We start from the raw sequence: 16,506 nt of genomic DNA, 5'->3' as shown, positions 1-16,506 counted from the left end.
TTCAGGGGTTCTACGTATTGGGTGTCCGCATAGGCTCCGATTAGTGCCCGCGCATGTCAGTGCTACGATTGAGCGGGACGGTGACGCGCGGCGAGCAAATGCTCGCGTTGCGGCGGCGGCGGATGGCGGCGGCGCATCCTTTTTTTCGCGGTGGTTTTCGCCCATTCTTCTTCGGCGGACCCGCTTGGGCTGTAATCGCTCTCACTATTTGGCTGCTGTCGTTGTCGGGAGCCATCACTATCCCCGCCGCCATTGGTGCGTTGGCCTGGCACCGGCACGAAATGCTGTTCGGCTTCGTGGGAGCAGTGATTGCCGGCTTCCTGCTGACAGCGATCCCGAACTGGACCGGTCGGCTGCCAATTGCCGGCTGGCCACTGGCCGGATTGTTCGGCCTATGGGTCGCGGCGCGGCTGGCGCTGCTATTCTCAACCTTCACCGGTCTATGGCCCTGCGCCATTCTAGACGTCGGCTTCTTTCTGACCTTGGGCCTGCTCGCCGCCCGCGAGGTGCTTTCGGCAAACAATCGCAATGCGCCTGTCGTTGGCATGGTCCTGCTATTCGCTGTCGCCAACGCCTTCGATTATCTCGCCGCGGCGGGGATGATCTCATCGAGTGATCTTGGGTGGCAGATGGCAATTGCGATCGTCGTGCTGCTCATCTCGCTGATCGGGGGGCGGATTATTCCCTCGTTCACCCGCAACTGGATGGTGAAGCGCGACCGTCGTGACAATCTGCCGACCCAGCCCGGCAAATTCGACAGGGCCGTAATCGGCACCACGGCAATCGCGCTACTCGCCTGGCTGAGTGGTCCGGCGGAAGCACCGACTGGAATGCTGGTTCTGCTCGCGGCGGTCCTGCAGGCCGTGAGACTGGCCCGGTGGAGCGGTATCCGGACGCTTGCGGATCCGCTCGTTTTCATCCTGCACGTCGGTTACGCGTGGCTGCCGATCGGACTGACTTTGCTCGGATTGAGCTTGATGAGTTACGTTCCCCGTAGCGCGGCCGTTCACGCGCTGACGGCGGGCGCGATGGCGACGACGATCCTGGCGGTGATGACCCGCGCCAGTCTTGGCCACACCGCACGAGAGCTTAAAGCGAACACCGCGACGATCACGCTGTACGTGCTCGTCACCGTTGGCGCAGTCTTGCGCGTCAGCGCTTCGCTCACCCTCATCGATTATCGGATCGGAATGGACGTTGCGGGTTCGGCTTGGGGCGCCGCCCTGTTGCTCTTCCTCGTGGCGTACGCGCCGGTGCTTTGGAAGCCTCGTCTGGGCGAGTAACGCTCCAATTCATTGTCAGGTCAGAGCAGGACATTTAGACATCGGCGCCGATGCGCCGTGTAATCCTTTCGCCGATCCTCATCGTGACTGCCTGCAGCGCGCCGGGCGGCCCCTACCCGTCTCTGCAGCCGCGGCCCGCCGAGACTATCGATCCGCGTTTGCCGGTTGCGCGGCCACTGAACGACAGGCCGATATCGTCCGAGCTGGCTGACAGGCTTGCCGCGCTGGTCGGTCAGGCACAGGGCGGTAGCGGCGCATTCGATAAGGCGGCCGACCAGGCTGAACGATTAGCTGCCACCGCAGGTGCCCCACGCAGCGAGAGCTGGATCGCTGCCCAGCAGGCTTTAAGCGCGGCGGTTGCCGCTCGCGAGCCAGCGGCCCGCGCGGCGGGCGATATCGATGCGATTGCGGCGAGTGCGCTGCAAAACAAGGGCGGGATCGCGCCCGCTGATTTCGAAGCCATCAAGCAGGCCGCGGATGTGGTCGGGGCTATCGGAACTCGGCAGGCCGCGCGGGTAGCGGCCATTCAAAGACGGATCGGCGGCTAGGCTACGAGCGGTCGCCACCGCCGTTTTCGGGTTCGGCATCCGAAGCTGCAACCGACTGCGCAGGACTCTTGTTCAGTTCGAGCCAGTCGCGAAACGGGAGGTGATAGAGCATGTCCATCACCTCGAACTCGACGCCGCCAGGCTGGCTGGTATTGCTGTTCCACAGCGCGACGACACCACTCTTCTTGGCCGGATCGAAGAGGATCAGCGAGCGATAGCCGTTGATGCCCCCGCGGTGGCCGACGATGCGGTGGCCGGCATAATCGTAGCTTCGCCAGCCGTAGCCGTACCAGGCCGTACCCAGCCGCTCGAGAAACTTGCGCATGCGCCCGCGCTCGGTCGGGGTGACGACGTAGGGCGCGTGGATGGTGTCGAGCACCTTGTTGTCGACGACGTCGGGCATTTCGCCCATCTGCGCGAGCATCCAGAGCGACATGTCCTTGATGTTGCTATTGATGCCGCCGGCGCCAGGTACCTTGTAATAGGTATCGACCATGGGCAGCTCGCGCCGCCCGACGCTGTGGGGGCGCGCCCAGCTCTTGTTCGACAACAATCCGTTCATCGAGACGCTGCCGCTCGTCATGCCGATCGGATCGAAGAGCATGCGCTTAACCGCCTGCTCGTACGGCATGCCGGTAAGCCGCGAGACGATCTCGCTCGAAGAATCGTAAGCAATGTTCTGGTAGGACCAGCAAGTACCGGGCTGGCAGGTGGCGTTGAGCTGCGACAACGATGCGCGCAACATGCTCGGATCCTGCCCCTCTTCGAGCTTGTTGTCGAAGGCGTTGCGATAGAGGCCGACGCGGTGGGAGAGCACGTCGCCGACGGTGGCGCGATATTCGTTGCCTGCCGGCAGCTTCAAGTCCGGGGCGTAATTCGCGACCGGAGCGTTGAGGTCGAGCTTGCCCTGCTCGGCGAGCTTGGCGACCATTGTCGCCGCGACCCCCTTCGAGCAGGACGCCCAGCGAAACACGGTTTCCGGCGTAACGGGATCGCCCGAGCCGGCGGCGGTTTCGCCGTAGCCCTTCAGGAAGGTGATTCGGCCGTTCTCAACGACGCCGACCGCAAGGCCGACCATCGTCGGCTTGGTGATCAGCTGGCGAAGACGCGCGTCCAGCAGGCGATAGTCGACATCTCGCCGCGCATCGGTCGAGAGGGCTGCAAGCTTGAGATGGGCCGCGGTGGGCTTTGGCGAAACTGGTTCGGCCGGATGCGGCCGCATCGCCAGCAGCGACGCGCCCATCAACAGCACGAACGCGCCGAGACCGTACTTATGTGCCTTTTGCAAAACTACTCTTCTCCCCACCCGGAAATGGTTGTGGCTGTGGGGCCTCGCCCTCTCAACGCCGCGATTGCTCGCTTGCGACGAAGCGACTCGCCTGCGCGGTGGAATGCCTCGCGGCTGGCCTTCAACGCACGGCTGGCCTAAATGACCCACCATGCAATTTCTGAAGACCCTTTTCTGGGTCCTGATCGCGGTACTGATCGCGCTCTTCGCAAGCCGTAACTGGACCGCCGTCACCCTCAATCTCTGGGGCGATATTCAGGCCGACGTCAAACTGCCGGTCCTAATGCTGATCATCTTCCTGGTCGGATTCCTTCCGACCTGGCTGATTCTGCGCGCGCGGATTTGGTCGCTTGACCGCCGTGTCGACGCATTGGAGCGGAACCGGGTCGCGGCGCTGACGCCAGAGCCCGTTGCTGATTCAGCCGAGACGCCCGTCGCATGAACCCGATCTATGTCGCCATCGATACGCCGGACCTTAGGCGTGCGCAGGACATCTCCGAGGCGGTCAAAAGGCATGCGGGCGGGTTGAAGGTCGGGCTGGAATTCTTTTCGGCCAACGGGCCCGCGGGCGTCGCGCGCATCGCAGAGTTTGGACTGCCCATCTTCCTCGACCTGAAGTTACACGACATCCCGAATACCGTCGCAAAAGCCGTCGCGGCCCTGGCGCCACTTCGACCGGCGATCCTGACTGTGCACGCGGCCGGTGGGCGCGAAATGCTGAGTGCGGCGAAGCGGGCCGCGCCTCCGGAGACGAAGGTCGTTGCGGTGACGCTGCTCACCAGCCTCGACGCCGGCGACTTGAATGATCTCGGGATCGAACGGTCGCCTGCCGACCAGGTGGCGCGGCTGGCATGGATCGCCCGCGACGCAGGTGTCGACGGTATCGTCTGCTCCGGCGCTGAGGTTGGCGCTGCGCGCGCTGAGTGGCCATCGGGCTTTTTTGTCGTGCCCGGAATTCGGCCAAGCGGAGGACCGGCTGGCGATCAGAAGCGCGTTGTCACGCCGGAGCAAGCGCTCGACGATGGCGCGTCGGTGCTGGTCATCGGCCGTCCGATCACGGAAGCGGCGGACCCCGCACAGGCGATTGTGGACATCGCGGCGGGCCTGTCGCAGATGCCCGCCTGAATTAGAGGAACATCGCATGAGTTGGCTGGACCGGGTTCGCAACGGCATCCCCTTTTTGCCCAAGCGGCAGACCGCCGAAAACCTGTGGCACAAGTGCAAGCGCTGCGGGACGATGGTGTTCGTCAAGGAATGGGAAGAAAATTATAGCGTCTGCCCGCGCTGCAACTTCCACGACCGGATCGGCCCGACGACCCGGTTCGAGCAATTGTTCGATGCCGCGCAATATGAGTTGTTGCCAGCACCGGAGGTTCGCGAGGATCCGCTGCGCTTCCGCGATACGAAGCGCTATACGGATCGTCTGAAAGCCGCGCGCGCCGCGAATGGTGAGCGAGATGCGCTGGTGAATGCGCGCGGCAAGCTCGACGGGCAAAAAGTAGTCATCGGCGTCCAGGACTTCGGGTTCATGGGCGGGTCGATGGGCATTGCCGTTGGCGCGGCGTTCGTCGCGGGCGTGCGCGCGGCTATTGCCGATCAGGCGCCGTACATCCTGTTCACGGCCGCGGGCGGCGCGCGGATGCAGGAAGGTATCCTCAGCCTGATGCAGATGCCGCGCACAACGGTCGCGCTGGCGGAGCTGCGCGAGGCGGGGTTGCCCTATATCGTCGTACTGACCGACCCGACCACCGGAGGCGTCACGGCGTCATACGCGATGCTGGGCGACGTGCAGATTGCCGAGCCAGGGGCGTTAATCGGCTTTGCCGGGCAGCGAGTGATCGAGCAGACGATCCGTGAGAAATTGCCCGAGGGCTTCCAGCGCGCCGAGTATCTGCTGGAGCACGGCATGATCGACATGGTCGTCTGGCGCGGCGACCTGAAGGAAAAGCTTGCCCTGCTCGTCGCTTACCTCTCGCCGGAGGACAGGAAGGCCGCCTAATGGCCGACTTCGCGCGCTCGGTGCATCCGGGCGTCCAAGCCCAGTTAGACCGGCTTTCGATGACATCGCCTGCCGGCGATCGGCTCGGGCTCGAGCGGGTCGCCGCGCTGCTGGACCGGTTGGGCCGACCACAAGATCGACTGCCGCCGACGTTCCACGTTGCCGGGACCAACGGCAAAGGCTCGACCGTAGCGTTCCTGCGTACGGCGATCGAAGCCTCGGGACAGTCGGTCCACGTCTTCACCAGTCCGCATTTAGTTCGCTTCAACGAGCGTATCCGGGTGGCCGGTCGGCTGATCGAGGACGACTGGCTGGCCGAGCTGCTGACCGAGGTCATCGACGCGGGCATCGATATTCAGCCGAGCTTCTTTGAAGTCGCGACTATCGCAGCATTTCTCGCCTTCACTCGCACGCCGGCTGATGCCTGTGTCCTCGAAGTGGGGTTGGGCGGGCGTCTCGACGCGACCAATGTCATCGAAGCGCCCGTTGCGACCGGCATCGCCAGCATCGGCCTCGATCATCAGCAGCTGCTCGGCGAGACAATGGCTGAGATCGCTGCCGAGAAAGCCGCGATCGCTAAGCGCGGCGTGCCGTTGGTCAGTCTATCGCAATCAGCCGAAGCCGAAACCGCAATCATCCGCGTCGCGGGAGACCGCGGCGCAACGCTTCTCCTTGAAGGACGCGACTGGGCTTCCGATCCTGAACTCCGTCCAGCTTTGGAAGGGCCGCATCAGCGGCAAAACGCAAGTCTCGCGTGGCAGATGCTTAGCGCGCAAAATGCCGTGTCCGTGTCAGACGCCACCTTCCGAGAGGCGATCACTCGCGCAAAATGGCCGGCACGCTTTCAGCGCTTAAAGGACGGCCCGCTTACTAAATTGGGCGCGACCTGGATCGACGGCGCGCACAATGCGCAAGCCGCGGAAGCCCTTGCGGCCGTGCTGTCCGAGCGCGGCTCAATGCACGTTGTCCTTGGAATTCTGGCCAACAAGGATGCGGCCAGCATCGTCGATGCGCTGAAGCCGCATGCGCTTTCTCTGACGTTCGTTCCGGTGATCGAACACGCGCACCACGATCCAATCGCGCTGGCAAGACAGTTCGGCGGGCAAGCGTCACCCTCGGTCGAAATTGCGCTGAGGCAGATTCCCGGCCCGAGGCTGATCGCAGGCTCTCTCTATCTCGCGGGTCAGGTGCTCGCCGCGAACGACGAGCTGCCCGACTAGGCCTTGGCTTCCGCGCGGGCGTCGCCCTCACCTTCGGTGCCTGCATCGCCGATGGATTCGTCGATCAGGCCCGCCTTCAGCATGTACGCGTAGAGAAACACGCCAGGCAGCGCGATGACCGTCGTCAGCAGGTAAAAGTTAACGTAGCCCATGCTCTCGATGAGCGACCCGGCGGTGGTGCCAGTGAGGAAGCGGCCGACGATTGCAGCTGCTGCCGAAAGCAGCGCGAACTGCGTCGCGGTGTAGCGAAGGTTGCAGAGCGCGGAGAGGTAGGCGACCACGACGACCCCACCGATGCCGCTGGCGAAATTCTCGAACCCAACCGCCCAGGCGAGCATCGGCATCGAGTGGCCCATCGCGGCGAGACCGGCGAAGCTCAAGTTGGAGATGGCCATCAGCACGAGGCTGACCAGCACCGAACGCTTCATGCCCATCTTCGCGTACAGCACACCGCCGACGAAGATGCCGGCAAGCAGCGCGAAGAAACCGACCCAGACGTCCCCGTAGAGAATTTCATCTTTGGTGAAGCCGAGACCGACGAGCAGGTCGCGGATCATCAAATTGGCCATGGTGTCGCCGATCTTGTGGATCAGCACGAACAACAGGACGAGCAGCGCGCCCTCGCGCTTCAGGAAGTCGCCAAGCGGACCCCAGAAAGCGTCAAGCAGGGCACGCGCGCCTTTGACCGGCTTGGGCTCGTGGTGCCGCTCCGGCTCGCCCATGAACAGCGAGGCGATCGGGCCGCTGAAGGCCAGCGGGATGCAGGCGAGATAGCCGATCGTCCAGTTGCTGCGGGCGGCAACGAACAAGGCGATCGAGGCCGCGAAAAATGCACCCAGCCGCCACCCATATTGCGACATGCCGGAGCCGACGCCGAGCTGTCGTGGTTCCAGCACCTCGATGCGATAGGCGTCGATGACGATGTCAAACGTCGCGCCGGCGAAGCCGAGAAGCAAGGCACCGACGACCACGGACTGAATGTCTTTCGTCGGATCGGCGGAGCCGAGCACAACGACTGCGGCTGAAACGAAGAACGCCGCGAGCCACAGCCAGGTTCGGCGCTGTCCGAAGGTCTTCGAACCCGGCAGCTTGATGCGGTCGATCAGCGGTGCCCAGGCCCATTTGAAGCTGTACACCAGCAGCGCGAGCGCGAACGCCGAGATCGATTTTTTTTCGATGCCCGCTTCGGACAGCCGCTGCGTGAGTGTCGCAGCCAGCAGCGTGAACGGAAAACCTGACGAGATGCCGAGAAACAGCGCCGTCAAAGGCGCCGGCTCAAGATACGGCCGAATGCCCGCGACGAAGCCGCCGCCGGCTTCCTGTGATGCAGTGGCCAATGTTTCCTCCCCTCGGCGCTAGTGAAGCGATGTTAGCAGCCGGGGAAGCGCTGGCTAGAGGTGACTATTCCGCTTCGTCGACACGACCGAACAGCTCGAGGCCTTTAGTCTTTTTGACCTTTTCACCCTGAAGATGCCGATCGACGGAGGCAATCGCTTTGCACAGTTGCCGCTCCGTATAGGGTTTGAGCAAACATCCGACCGCGATTTCAGCCGCTCCTGGATAGGCGTGGCCGGTAGCAAAAAGGGTCGGAACGCCCATTCCTTTGGCCGTCTTGGCAAGCTCGATGCCGGATTTCTGCGTACGTAGACGCACGTCGCTGACGATGAGATCAACCTGTTCGCGTTCCAGCACGTCGAGCGCTTCGTCGAGGTCATCGACCGTCGCGACGATCTCATAACCCTCGGCCGCAAGGGTATTTTCGTTGTCGAACGCCGTCAGCGGCTCATCCTCGACGATGAGGATCCGCTTGACGACCTGCTTACGCTTCCCGAACAGCATCCGAACCCCACATGACTACGCCACCGCAACGAACGAAGCGCAAAGCAGTGCCCACGCGCCGAAACAACAACCGCCCGGCTGTGCCCGCTGCGCCACAGAAGGGCGAAGGCGGACCGCAGCGCATCGCGAAATTGCTTGCGCGCGCGGGCATTGCATCGCGGCGCGAGATCGAGCGGATGATTGCCGAGGGCCGCATTGCGCTGAACGGCGAGAAGCTGATGACGCCGGCGACCCTAGTCGACGACGTTAGCGGGATTACTGTCGATGGCCGTCCGGTGCGTCCAGCCAAGGCCACGCGCCTGTTTCGCTTTTACAAGCCGCAGGGCACAATCACGGCCGCGCACGATCCCAAGGGCCGTCCGACGATCTACGATCGCCTCCCACCCGGAATGTCTCGGGTGATGCCGGTGGGACGCCTCGATTTCCTTACAGAGGGGCTGCTGCTGCTGACCAATGACGGCGAGCTGAAGCGCCAGCTGGAGCTGCCGCGAACAGGCGTGGTGCGGACCTATCGCGCTCGCGCCTATGGCCAGGTGACCCAGGCGCAACTTGAAGACCTGGCGGATGGTGTGACGGTGGGCGGTATCCACTACGGCTCGATCAACGCCAATCTCGAGCGGCGAACCGGCAGCAATTGCTGGGTCGAGATGAGCCTCACCGAAGGCAAAAACCGTGAGGTTCGCAACGTCCTTGCCCACCTCGGTTTGCGTGTGTCCCGTTTGATCCGAACCGCCTACGGCCCGCTAACCGTCGACGATTTGCAGCCGGGCGACATCGACGAAGTGCCCGAAGGCGCGCTCGAGGCATTCCGCAAGACGCTGAAATGAGGATCATCGCCGGGCGCTGGCGTGGTCGTCCGCTCGAAGCGCCCCAAGGCCCAGCGACACGACCGACCGCCGACCGCGTACGCGAGACTTTGTTCTCAATGCTGGCCAGCCGCCTCGGCGGATTCGACGAATTGCGAGTGGCGGATCTGTTCGCCGGCAGTGGCGCGCTGGGATTCGAAGCGATGTCCCGGGGCGCGGCGGCCACGACCTTTGTCGAAAAAGATGCCGTCGCGATAGGCGTCATCCGCCGGAACGCCGCCAAGCTCGGAGCGGACGTCGAGATACTGCCTGGCTCCGCTTTGTCCCTGCCGAGGGGCAAGAGATTCGACTTAATCCTTGCCGACCCCCCTTACGACCAGGGCCACGCGGACACGCTCGTAAGCTCCGTGCTTGCCGCAGACTGGCTAACACCCGGCGGCTGGATGAGCATCGAGACCAGCCGCGCCGATCAGGTCGACCCTGGCGCGCTGGTCATCGATACCGTCCGTGACGTTGGTCGCGCCCGACTTACGCTGCTGCGCCGTCCCTAGACGCCGTCGCCGCAGCGCGAATCTCGTCGATTTCAGTGCTTAGCCGCCGCCCGACTGCTGCGGCGGCCGCTTTGCCGGCCGCCTTGACGGCATTGCCTGCACGGCCACGGCGGCTGCCGTTGGTTGAGTACCCCTTCTCCGCCAGCGCAGCCAGCGCAGCAGTTGCAGCTACGGCGACAAGTTCAGCCACCAGCGGACTTTGCAGCAATTTAATGAACGCGTCGCTTGCGTCGAAACCTTCCGAAGACTTCTCGCGGCGATCCTCAGATGCTGCGCGCGCCCGAACGACGGACGTGCCCGTCTTCCGCGACTCTTTCTCGGTTCGTCTGCTGTCCTTTTTGGCGGTAGATGCCTTGGCCATGAATTCGCTCCTGAAAACTGTCTGCGGACCTTAACTCACGCGAGCGAGGCCGTATCCCACCGCCCGCAATTCGTGTCCGCCATGGTGTATTGACACGATAATACACCGAGCGCTAGAGTTGCGTCCAACAGGAGGGCCCTATGTATTCACAACAGGAATTGGACGATGCGGTCGCATCCGGCGCGATTACGGCGAGCGCCGCCGACGCCCTGCGCGCGCACGTCGAAGCGCAACGCTCAACGGCAATTCCGGACGAGGAGCAGTTCAGGCTCATCACCGGCTTCAACGATATCTTCGTTTCGATCGCTGCGGCGATCCTGCTGATCGCGGTTGGCTGGATCGGTCAGAGCATCGGTCAAGCGACCCACATGATCGTCTCCGAACATGGCGAGAGTGGACCGAGCTTCCTCGCGCCACTGTTTATCGCCGCCACGGCCTGGGCATTGGCCACCTACTTCACGGCCAGGCGTCGGATGGCGCTGCCGTCGATCCTGCTGTTGCTGGCCTTCGTCGGGTCCGTACTTGCCACGACCGCATTCCTGCTGGTTCAGCTAATCGGTCCCGCCTCGTTCAACAACGACAATGAAGCACTGGCAGCGATGGTCGGCGGCGTCAGCGCGCTCGTCGCGGCTGGCGGCGCTTACCTTCATTGGCGCCGATTCCACGTGCCGATCACCGTCGCGGCGGGTGCCGCCGCCGTCGCCGGCATTTTCCTCGCGATTGTCCTCGCGGTGGTTCAGCCCGGCGACAGTGAGAGCGCCAAGAACCTGATCCTTGGCTTCATCTTGCTGCTCGGCATCGGCGTGTTCCTGTTCGCCATGTGGTGGGATGCGTCGGACCGCGCGCGGCTGACCCGTCGTTCCGACGTCGCCTTCTGGCTGCACCTGCTGGCCGCACCGATGATCGCGCACCCGATCTTCACGCTGATGGGCCTGAACAATGGCGTCGTCGGTCCGGGCGAAGCCTTGGGGGTCGTTGCGCTGTACGTGCTGTTCGGCCTGACGGCGTTGGCGGTGGATCGCCGGGCGCTGCTGGTCTCGGCGCTTGCTTATGTGCTCTATGCGCTGATCGAGCTGTTCAAGAGCGTGGGCGCCGTGGAGCTCAACGTCGCGCTGACGTTCCTCGTCATTGGTTCTGCGCTACTGCTGCTATCGGCCTTCTGGCATCAGGCCCGCCGCCTGATCGTCACCCGGCTGCCGGCGACGCTGCAAGAGCGGTTGCCGAACCTGGATCGTCCGGCGATCAGTCAATCAGCCGCATGAGCCGCCGCTCGAGCGGGGCCAGGATATTGTTTAGTTCCTGGCCCCGCTTGAGCACGGCACCATGTTCACCGATCAACGCGAACGCCCCCTGCTTCAGCCGAAGTGCGGGGCGTTTTTCTATGCGCACCTCGGGACGTTCCGAATGGCGGCGGAAGGCCGCAAAGACGGCCACGTCAGGGTCGATCCGCAGTGCGTAATCCCGCCAGTGCCCGGCGGCGACCATCCGGCCGTACAGATCGAGGATCCGCATCAGCTCCTTGCGATCGAAAGTGGCAACGGGGCGCCGGTCCCAAGCCAGGGGGAACGGCGCGATGATGCTCAAGCGCTCTTCACCTTCGGCTGGGGCTGGGACGTAGCGCGCAGGGCTTGCAACTCGGCCCGAAGCTTGCCGATGTCCTCTTCCATCTCGCACAACTTGGCGCGGACAGGGTCAACGTCTTCGCCGCACGGCGTACCGTAAGGCATGAACCCGGGACTATAGTGGACGACGTCGATCGGGACCGGCTTCGCCGGAATGCCAACGACCGTTTGACCCGGCTCGACGCTCTTGGTCACAACAGAATTCGCGCCAATCTTCGCCCCTTCGCCGACCTCAATCGGACCGAGCACCTGCGCGCCCGATCCCACCACGACGCCGGAGCGCAAGGTCGGGTGGCGCTTTCCGCCGATCCCAGTGGTCGGATTGGTCCCGCCTAAAGTCACGTGCTGGTAGATCGTGACGTCGTCGTCGATCTCCGCGCTCTCGCCGATCACGCTGAAGCCATGATCGAGAAAGAAGCGTTTGCCGATCTTCGCGCCTGGATGGATGTCGATGCTCGTCAGGAAACGCGACAAATGATTGACGAGGCGGGCCAGGAAGAACAGGCGCCCCTCCCATAGCCAATGCGCGACACGGTGCAGCCCAAGGGCCGTGACCCCAGGATAGAACAGCACGTCCCACCGCGAACGGGCAGCTGGGTCGCGCGACTTTACGGAGTCCAGATAAGCAATCAGGCTCGACGACAAGCTTAAACGTCCTTCAACTTCCGGTTTAATTTATGTCGCCGACGCGCCGAATACCAGCGGGCGCGGGCCGAGCGGCGCGTCGGAGCCTTGTTGGCGGACCGGCGTTGGGCGAAACGAACATGCCACAGCTGGAGCGACGCGCATCCTGCCTTCGATCGTTGCCGACCCGTCGGTGCTCCTTCCATTCATCCTGATCGGCTTTGCCGCGCAGCTCGTTGATGGCGCGCTGGGCATGGCGTACGGCCAGATTTCAAGCACCCTGCTGATCAGCATGGGGATGCCGCCAGCAGCAGCGTCCGCGGGCGTGCATACCGCGGAAACCTTTACTACGGCGGTTTCCGGGATCAGCCACGTCGCGCATCGCAACGTCGACTGGTGGCTTTTCTTCAAGATCGTCATCCCGGGCGTGATCGGGGGTGTCCTCGGTGCCTATGTGCTGACTGCCTTACCGGCCGGAACCGCCAAACCATTCGTGCTCGGCTATCTCGCGATCCTTGGCATCTATCTTTTCTACCGCGGGATCATGCATCGCCATACCGAGCGGCGGCCGCGGGTTATCTCGCCACTGGGCCTGATCGGGGGATTCCTCGACGCCGCGGGCGGCGGCGGGTGGGGCGGGATCGTCACGTCCAACTTGCTCGTCCAGGGAAGCAACCCGCGCAAGACGATCGGGACCGTCAACACCGCCGAATTCTTTCTGACCGTGACAATCAGCGCGACGTTCCTGGCGACGCTTGGCTGGGCGGCCTTCACCACCGCGACGCTGGGATTGCTGATCGGCGGCGTGGTCGCAGCTCCCTTTGGAGCCCCCATCGCCAAGCGGGTCGATCCCGATCGGTTGCTGACCTTTGTCGGTGCGCTGCTGACGATAATCAGCCTGTTCGGCCTCTACCGTGCTTTTGGCTAAAGGATTTTAGGGGCGGGCCTGGGGAGAGTGCCCGCCCCTATTGAACGCTGGCCTTCTCAGGGGGCAAGGCGGCCAGCGCGCCTCCGAGGAGGCACATGGGATGTGGTGACTCGCGTAAATCGTTCAAGTCCATTACCACCCTCCGTGTGATTGGATTTTTCGATTAATGATCGTCCACCTGCCCACCATCAAGCAGCTTCAGTATCTCGTCGCGCTGCGGCGGCTCGGTCACTTCGGCAAGGCTGCCGATGCCTGCTTCGTAACGCAGTCGACCCTGTCGGCAGGCATTCGCGAGCTTGAGACATTGCTTGGCGTGACGCTGGTCGAGCGGACGCGACGCGTTGTGCGCTTCACGTCGCTCGGCGAGAAGATATCGGACAAGGCGATCAAGGTCCTCCGTGAGACCGAAGAGTTGGCGGAACTGGCGCGCGCGCAGGGACGCCCTCTTCACGGTGAGCTACGGATGGGGGTCATTCCCACCATCGCTCCCTTCCTCCTGCCAACGATGCTGCCACGCCTCCGCGAGCAGTGGCCGGAGCTGAAACTCTACCTACGCGAGGAGACTAGCGGCGCCGCGTGTGAGGCGCTGCATCGCGGTCAGCTCGATTGCGTCCTGCTCGCCCTGCCCTTCCCTTGCGGGGAGATCGACAGCGTCGCGTTGTTCGAAGATCCGTTGTTCGTCGCCTACCCGCGCGGGGAAGCGCCGACGGCAGACGTCATCGATGCCGCGACCATCGACGAGAATCGCCTTCTGCTGCTGGAGGATGGACACTGTTTGAAAGACCACGCGCTTTCGGCCTGCAATCGGCCGGATTTGCGCGCTCAGGCGGCGATGATGGGAACGTCGCTGCACACTTTGGTGCAGATGGTCGACAATGGGTTGGGCCTGACCTTCATTCCGGGAATGGCGATCGAGGCCGGCATTCTTTCCGGAACCGGCGTGGATGCAAAACCACTGGAATCCGCGCATTCGTTTCGTCGGATCGCGTTGATCTGGCGCCGCTCGAGCCCGCGCGAGAGCGAATTCCAGATGCTCGCGGCGTCACTTCGCCAGATTGTGGGGGACGTCGCGCCTGAAATGCGACGGGTCGATGTGTCGGCGCTCGAACCGGCCTGAGCCAGCCCGAGCGCCAATCAATGCTTACGCGTTGGCCGGTTCGGCGATGCCGATCGGCTCCGCCTTCTTCGCCTTCTGCTGAAGATCGAAGCGGTCGGCGTTCATCACTTTCGTCCAAGCCTTGACGAAGTCGCGAACGAACTTCTGCTCGCAATCCTTCTGCGCGTAGACTTCCGCGACCGAGCGCAGCTCCGAGTTCGAGCCAAACACCAGGTCCGCACGCGTTGCGCGCCAAGTCTCGCCGCCGCTGGCGCGATCGGTGGCAACATATTCCTCGTCGCCCGACCCATCGACGGCTTTCCAGACATTGGTCATGTCGAGAAGATTGACGAAATAGTCGTTGGTCAGGACACCGGTGCGCTTCGTGAAGTGACCGTGCTGGCTGTTGCCGTAGTTGGCACCGAGTACTCGAAGACCGCCAACTAGAACGGCCATCTCCGGCACCGAAAGGCCGAGCAGAGCGGCACGGTCGAGCATCATCTCTTCCGTCTTCACCCGCAGCTTCTTCGGCAGATAGTTGCGGAAGCCGTCAGCCTCCGGTTCGAGCCACTTGAAGCTGTCGGCGTCCGTCTGCTCCTGCGTCGCGTCGCCGCGGCCGCCGAGGAACGGAACGTCCTTCGCGCCGGCTTTCTCGAGCCCAACGACCCCACCAAGAACGATCGCATCTGCCATCGACAGATTGCCGCGCAACCCATCGAGCGTGCTCAGCACCTTTGCCAGCTCGGCCGGCTCGTTGACTTCCCAGTCCTTTTGCGGAGCCAGGCGAATGCGCGCACCATTGGCGCCGCCGCGATGGTCCGACTTGCGGTAGGTTGAAGCCGACGCCCAAGCCGTCTTCACCAGCTGCTGAACTGTCAGGCCGCTGTCCGCGATCTTCGCCTTCACCGCAGCGACATCGGCGTCCGAAGGCGTATTACCGGCCGGAATCGGGTCCTGCCAGATCAGGTCTTCCGCAGGGACGTCCGGGCCGAGGTAACGGACCTTCGGACCCATGTCGCGGTGGGTCAGCTTGAACCACGCTCGCGCGAACGCGTCCTTGAACGCTTCGTGATCGTTGCGGAATTTTTCCGAAATCTTTCGGAATTCCGGGTCCATCTTCAGCGCCATGTCCGCAGTGGTCATCATCGTCGGAACCTTCTTGGAAGGATCCCAGGCCGCCGGGGCCATGTCCTCTTCCTTCTGGTTGATCGGCTGCCACTGCTGCGCGCCCGCAGGCGAGCGGACGAGCTCATATTCATAGTCGAGCAGCAGGCGGAAGTAGTTCTCCGACCACTGCGTGGGGGTGTTCACCCACGAACCCTCGATGCCGCTGGTCACGGTGTGCTCACCGATGCCGCCATGCTCCTCGCCGCTGACCCAGCCGAAGCCCTGCGCCGCGAGATCGCCGCCGGCAGGCGCCGCGCCGAGCGTCGAGGGATCGCCATTGCCGTGCGCCTTGCCGAACGTGTGACCACCGGCGGTGAGCGCAACGGTCTCCTCATGGTTCATCGCCATGCGCTCGAACGTCGCCTTGATGTCACGGGCAGACTTCAGCGGGTCGGGATTGCCGCCCGGACCCTCCGGATTGACGTAAATGAGGCCCATCTGGATTGCGGCGAGCGGACCGTCGAGGTCCTGAAGCCCACGCTCTTCGTCGATACGGGTCTGAACGCCTTCGTTCACCCACTTGTCTTCGTCGCCCCAGTAGATGTCCTTTTCGGGTTCGAAGACGTCCGCGCGGCCACCGCCGAAGCCGAACACCGGCCCGCCCATCGATTCGATGGCGACATTGCCGGCGAGAATGAAGAGATCGGCCCAGCTGATGCTGTTCCCGTACTTCTGCTTGATCGGCCACAGCAGGCGGCGCGCCTTGTCGAGGTTGCCGTTGTCGGGCCAGCTATCGAGCGGGGCGAAGCGCTGCTGACCGCTGTTGGCGCCGCCACGGCCGTCGCCGGTGCGGTAGGTGCCCGCTGCGTGCCAGGCCATGCGGATGAAGAAAGGCCCGTAGTGGCCATAATCCGCCGGCCACCACGGCTGGCTGTCCGTCATCAGTGCGGTGAGATCGGCCTTCAGCGCCTGATAATCGAGCTTCTGGAACGCCTCGGCATAATTGAAGTCATCGCCAAGCGGGTTTGCGGCGCCGTTCGGCGCGAGGATGTCGACGGCCAGCGCATCCGGCCACCAATCGCGGTTCTGCCGCCCAAGAAGCGCGCGGACGCCACCATCACCATGACCCATCGGGCAACCACCCATTTCGCCAGTCTTCGCGTCCATGCTCGCAAACCTCTCCGATTGTGACTCAGTCGAGGTGCTGCCTAGGCGTGTCGATCAAACGGCTGAA

18 protein-coding genes are annotated in these 16,506 nt (G+C 63.5%); 11 read left to right on the top strand and 7 right to left on the bottom strand.

Translation table 11 applies throughout. The annotated features are described in order from the left end of the window. The first annotated feature begins 53 nt into the window (after positions 1–53). Together QU596_RS12855 and QU596_RS12850 are read left to right on the top strand one after the other, a co-directional pair. Complete coding sequence (locus QU596_RS12855) at positions 54–1,283, top strand: NnrS family protein (RefSeq protein ID WP_308515992.1); 1,230 nt, start codon at positions 54–56, stop codon at positions 1,281–1,283. Between the two features lie 50 nt (positions 1,284–1,333). Beyond that, positions 1,334–1,831: a hypothetical protein gene (locus tag QU596_RS12850; RefSeq protein ID WP_308515990.1), complete on the top strand. Its 498-nt coding sequence runs from the start codon at positions 1,334–1,336 to the stop codon at positions 1,829–1,831. 1 nt (position 1,832) lies between these two features. On the opposite strand, the gene QU596_RS12845 is transcribed toward QU596_RS12850, so the two are convergent. Beyond that, a complete protein-coding gene (locus QU596_RS12845; RefSeq protein WP_308515989.1) occupies positions 1,833–3,119 on the bottom strand; it encodes a serine hydrolase domain-containing protein in 1,287 nt (428 codons plus the stop codon). A 151-nt stretch (positions 3,120–3,270) separates the two neighbouring features. Here QU596_RS12845 and QU596_RS12840 point away from each other — a divergent pair, with 151 nt between their 5' ends. Genes QU596_RS12840 through QU596_RS12825 form a run of 4 tightly spaced genes read left to right on the top strand, consistent with a single transcriptional unit; the run spans position 3,271 to position 6,338 of the window. Continuing rightward, entirely contained in the window at positions 3,271–3,561 is a 291-nt protein-coding gene (locus QU596_RS12840) for a lipopolysaccharide assembly protein LapA domain-containing protein (RefSeq protein ID WP_308515987.1), read from the top strand. Next, a complete protein-coding gene (pyrF, locus tag QU596_RS12835; RefSeq protein WP_308515984.1) occupies positions 3,558–4,244 on the top strand; it encodes an orotidine-5'-phosphate decarboxylase in 687 nt (228 codons plus the stop codon). The genes QU596_RS12840 and pyrF overlap by 4 nt, the downstream gene beginning before the upstream one ends. Positions 4,245–4,260: 16 nt before the next feature. Then, positions 4,261–5,118, top strand: coding sequence for an acetyl-CoA carboxylase, carboxyltransferase subunit beta (gene accD, locus QU596_RS12830; RefSeq protein WP_308515982.1), 858 nt, complete (start codon positions 4,261–4,263; stop codon positions 5,116–5,118). Continuing rightward, positions 5,118–6,338, top strand: coding sequence for a bifunctional folylpolyglutamate synthase/dihydrofolate synthase (locus QU596_RS12825; protein ID WP_308515981.1), 1,221 nt, complete (start codon positions 5,118–5,120; stop codon positions 6,336–6,338). Before accD ends, QU596_RS12825 begins: the two co-directional genes overlap by 1 nt. Here QU596_RS12825 and QU596_RS12820 read toward each other — a convergent pair. Together QU596_RS12820 and QU596_RS12815 are read right to left on the bottom strand one after the other, a co-directional pair. Continuing rightward, entirely contained in the window at positions 6,335–7,675 is a 1,341-nt protein-coding gene (locus tag QU596_RS12820) for an AmpG family muropeptide MFS transporter (RefSeq protein ID WP_308515979.1), read from the bottom strand. The two genes, QU596_RS12825 and QU596_RS12820, sit on opposite strands and share 4 nt — an antisense overlap. Before the next feature lie 64 nt (positions 7,676–7,739). Further along, complete coding sequence (locus tag QU596_RS12815; protein ID WP_308515978.1) at positions 7,740–8,177, bottom strand: response regulator; 438 nt, start codon at positions 8,175–8,177, stop codon at positions 7,740–7,742. Positions 8,178–8,224: 47 nt separating this feature from the next. Here QU596_RS12815 and QU596_RS12810 point away from each other — a divergent pair, with 47 nt between their 5' ends. Together QU596_RS12810 and rsmD are read left to right on the top strand one after the other, a co-directional pair. Continuing rightward, positions 8,225–9,004 (top strand): pseudouridine synthase, encoded by a 780-nt coding sequence (locus QU596_RS12810; protein ID WP_308515977.1) that lies wholly within the window; start codon positions 8,225–8,227, stop codon positions 9,002–9,004. Continuing rightward, a complete protein-coding gene (gene rsmD / locus QU596_RS12805) occupies positions 9,001–9,534 on the top strand; it encodes a 16S rRNA (guanine(966)-N(2))-methyltransferase RsmD (protein WP_308515976.1) in 534 nt (177 codons plus the stop codon). Before QU596_RS12810 ends, rsmD begins: the two co-directional genes overlap by 4 nt. Here the strand turns inward: rsmD and QU596_RS12800 are convergent. Then, entirely contained in the window at positions 9,512–9,895 is a 384-nt protein-coding gene (locus QU596_RS12800; RefSeq protein WP_308515975.1) for a hypothetical protein, read from the bottom strand. The two genes, rsmD and QU596_RS12800, sit on opposite strands and share 23 nt — an antisense overlap. Positions 9,896–10,035: 140 nt before the next feature. On the opposite strand from QU596_RS12800, the gene QU596_RS12795 reads away from it, so the two are divergent. Next, entirely contained in the window at positions 10,036–11,157 is a 1,122-nt protein-coding gene (locus QU596_RS12795; protein ID WP_308515973.1) for a hypothetical protein, read from the top strand. Here QU596_RS12795 and QU596_RS12790 read toward each other — a convergent pair. Continuing rightward, the gene (locus tag QU596_RS12790) at positions 11,138–11,479 is read right to left on the bottom strand and encodes a DUF2794 domain-containing protein (protein ID WP_308515972.1); all 342 of its coding nucleotides are present in this window, start codon (positions 11,477–11,479) and stop codon (positions 11,138–11,140) included. The two genes, QU596_RS12795 and QU596_RS12790, sit on opposite strands and share 20 nt — an antisense overlap. Beyond that, positions 11,476–12,162: a serine O-acetyltransferase EpsC gene (epsC, locus tag QU596_RS12785; RefSeq protein ID WP_308515970.1), complete on the bottom strand. Its 687-nt coding sequence runs from the start codon at positions 12,160–12,162 to the stop codon at positions 11,476–11,478. The genes QU596_RS12790 and epsC overlap by 4 nt, the downstream gene beginning before the upstream one ends. A 142-nt stretch (positions 12,163–12,304) precedes the next feature. Here epsC and QU596_RS12780 point away from each other — a divergent pair, with 142 nt between their 5' ends. Both QU596_RS12780 and QU596_RS12775 read left to right on the top strand, forming a co-directional pair. Next, positions 12,305–13,069: a sulfite exporter TauE/SafE family protein gene (locus QU596_RS12780; protein ID WP_308518000.1), complete on the top strand. Its 765-nt coding sequence runs from the start codon at positions 12,305–12,307 to the stop codon at positions 13,067–13,069. A gap of 166 nt (positions 13,070–13,235) precedes the next feature. Beyond that, positions 13,236–14,186, top strand: a complete 951-nt coding sequence (locus tag QU596_RS12775; RefSeq protein WP_308515969.1) for a hydrogen peroxide-inducible genes activator — start codon at positions 13,236–13,238, stop codon at positions 14,184–14,186. Between the two features lie 24 nt (positions 14,187–14,210). Here the strand turns inward: QU596_RS12775 and katG are convergent, their stop codons facing one another. Further along, positions 14,211–16,439 carry a catalase/peroxidase HPI gene (katG, locus tag QU596_RS12770; protein ID WP_308515968.1) on the bottom strand — a complete coding sequence of 743 codons (2,229 nt, stop codon included), beginning with the start codon at positions 16,437–16,439 and terminating at the stop codon, positions 14,211–14,213. Positions 16,440–16,506 lie beyond the last annotated feature (67 nt).

Origin of the sequence: Sphingomonas flavescens (assembly GCF_030866745.1) — a bacterium.
GTDB lineage: Bacteria > Pseudomonadota > Alphaproteobacteria > Sphingomonadales > Sphingomonadaceae > Sphingomicrobium > Sphingomicrobium flavescens.
This window is presented reverse-complemented; position numbering and strand designations above follow the sequence as displayed.

Coding starts and splice junctions, on each gene's coding strand:
- rsmD (WP_308515976.1), top strand. CDS start 9,001: ATGAGGATCATCGCCGGGCGCTGGCGTGGTCGTCCGCTCGAAGCGCCC.
- QU596_RS12815 (WP_308515978.1), bottom strand. CDS start 8,177: ATGCTGTTCGGGAAGCGTAAGCAGGTCGTCAAGCGGATCCTCATCGTC.
- pyrF (WP_308515984.1), top strand. CDS start 3,558: ATGAACCCGATCTATGTCGCCATCGATACGCCGGACCTTAGGCGTGCG.
- QU596_RS12795 (WP_308515973.1), top strand. CDS start 10,036: ATGTATTCACAACAGGAATTGGACGATGCGGTCGCATCCGGCGCGATT.
- QU596_RS12775 (WP_308515969.1), top strand. CDS start 13,236: ATGATCGTCCACCTGCCCACCATCAAGCAGCTTCAGTATCTCGTCGCG.
- QU596_RS12825 (WP_308515981.1), top strand. CDS start 5,118: ATGGCCGACTTCGCGCGCTCGGTGCATCCGGGCGTCCAAGCCCAGTTA.
- accD (WP_308515982.1), top strand. CDS start 4,261: ATGAGTTGGCTGGACCGGGTTCGCAACGGCATCCCCTTTTTGCCCAAG.
- QU596_RS12855 (WP_308515992.1), top strand. CDS start 54: ATGTCAGTGCTACGATTGAGCGGGACGGTGACGCGCGGCGAGCAAATG.
- QU596_RS12850 (WP_308515990.1), top strand. CDS start 1,334: ATGCGCCGTGTAATCCTTTCGCCGATCCTCATCGTGACTGCCTGCAGC.
- QU596_RS12840 (WP_308515987.1), top strand. CDS start 3,271: ATGCAATTTCTGAAGACCCTTTTCTGGGTCCTGATCGCGGTACTGATC.
- QU596_RS12800 (WP_308515975.1), bottom strand. CDS start 9,895: ATGGCCAAGGCATCTACCGCCAAAAAGGACAGCAGACGAACCGAGAAA.
- katG (WP_308515968.1), bottom strand. CDS start 16,439: ATGGACGCGAAGACTGGCGAAATGGGTGGTTGCCCGATGGGTCATGGT.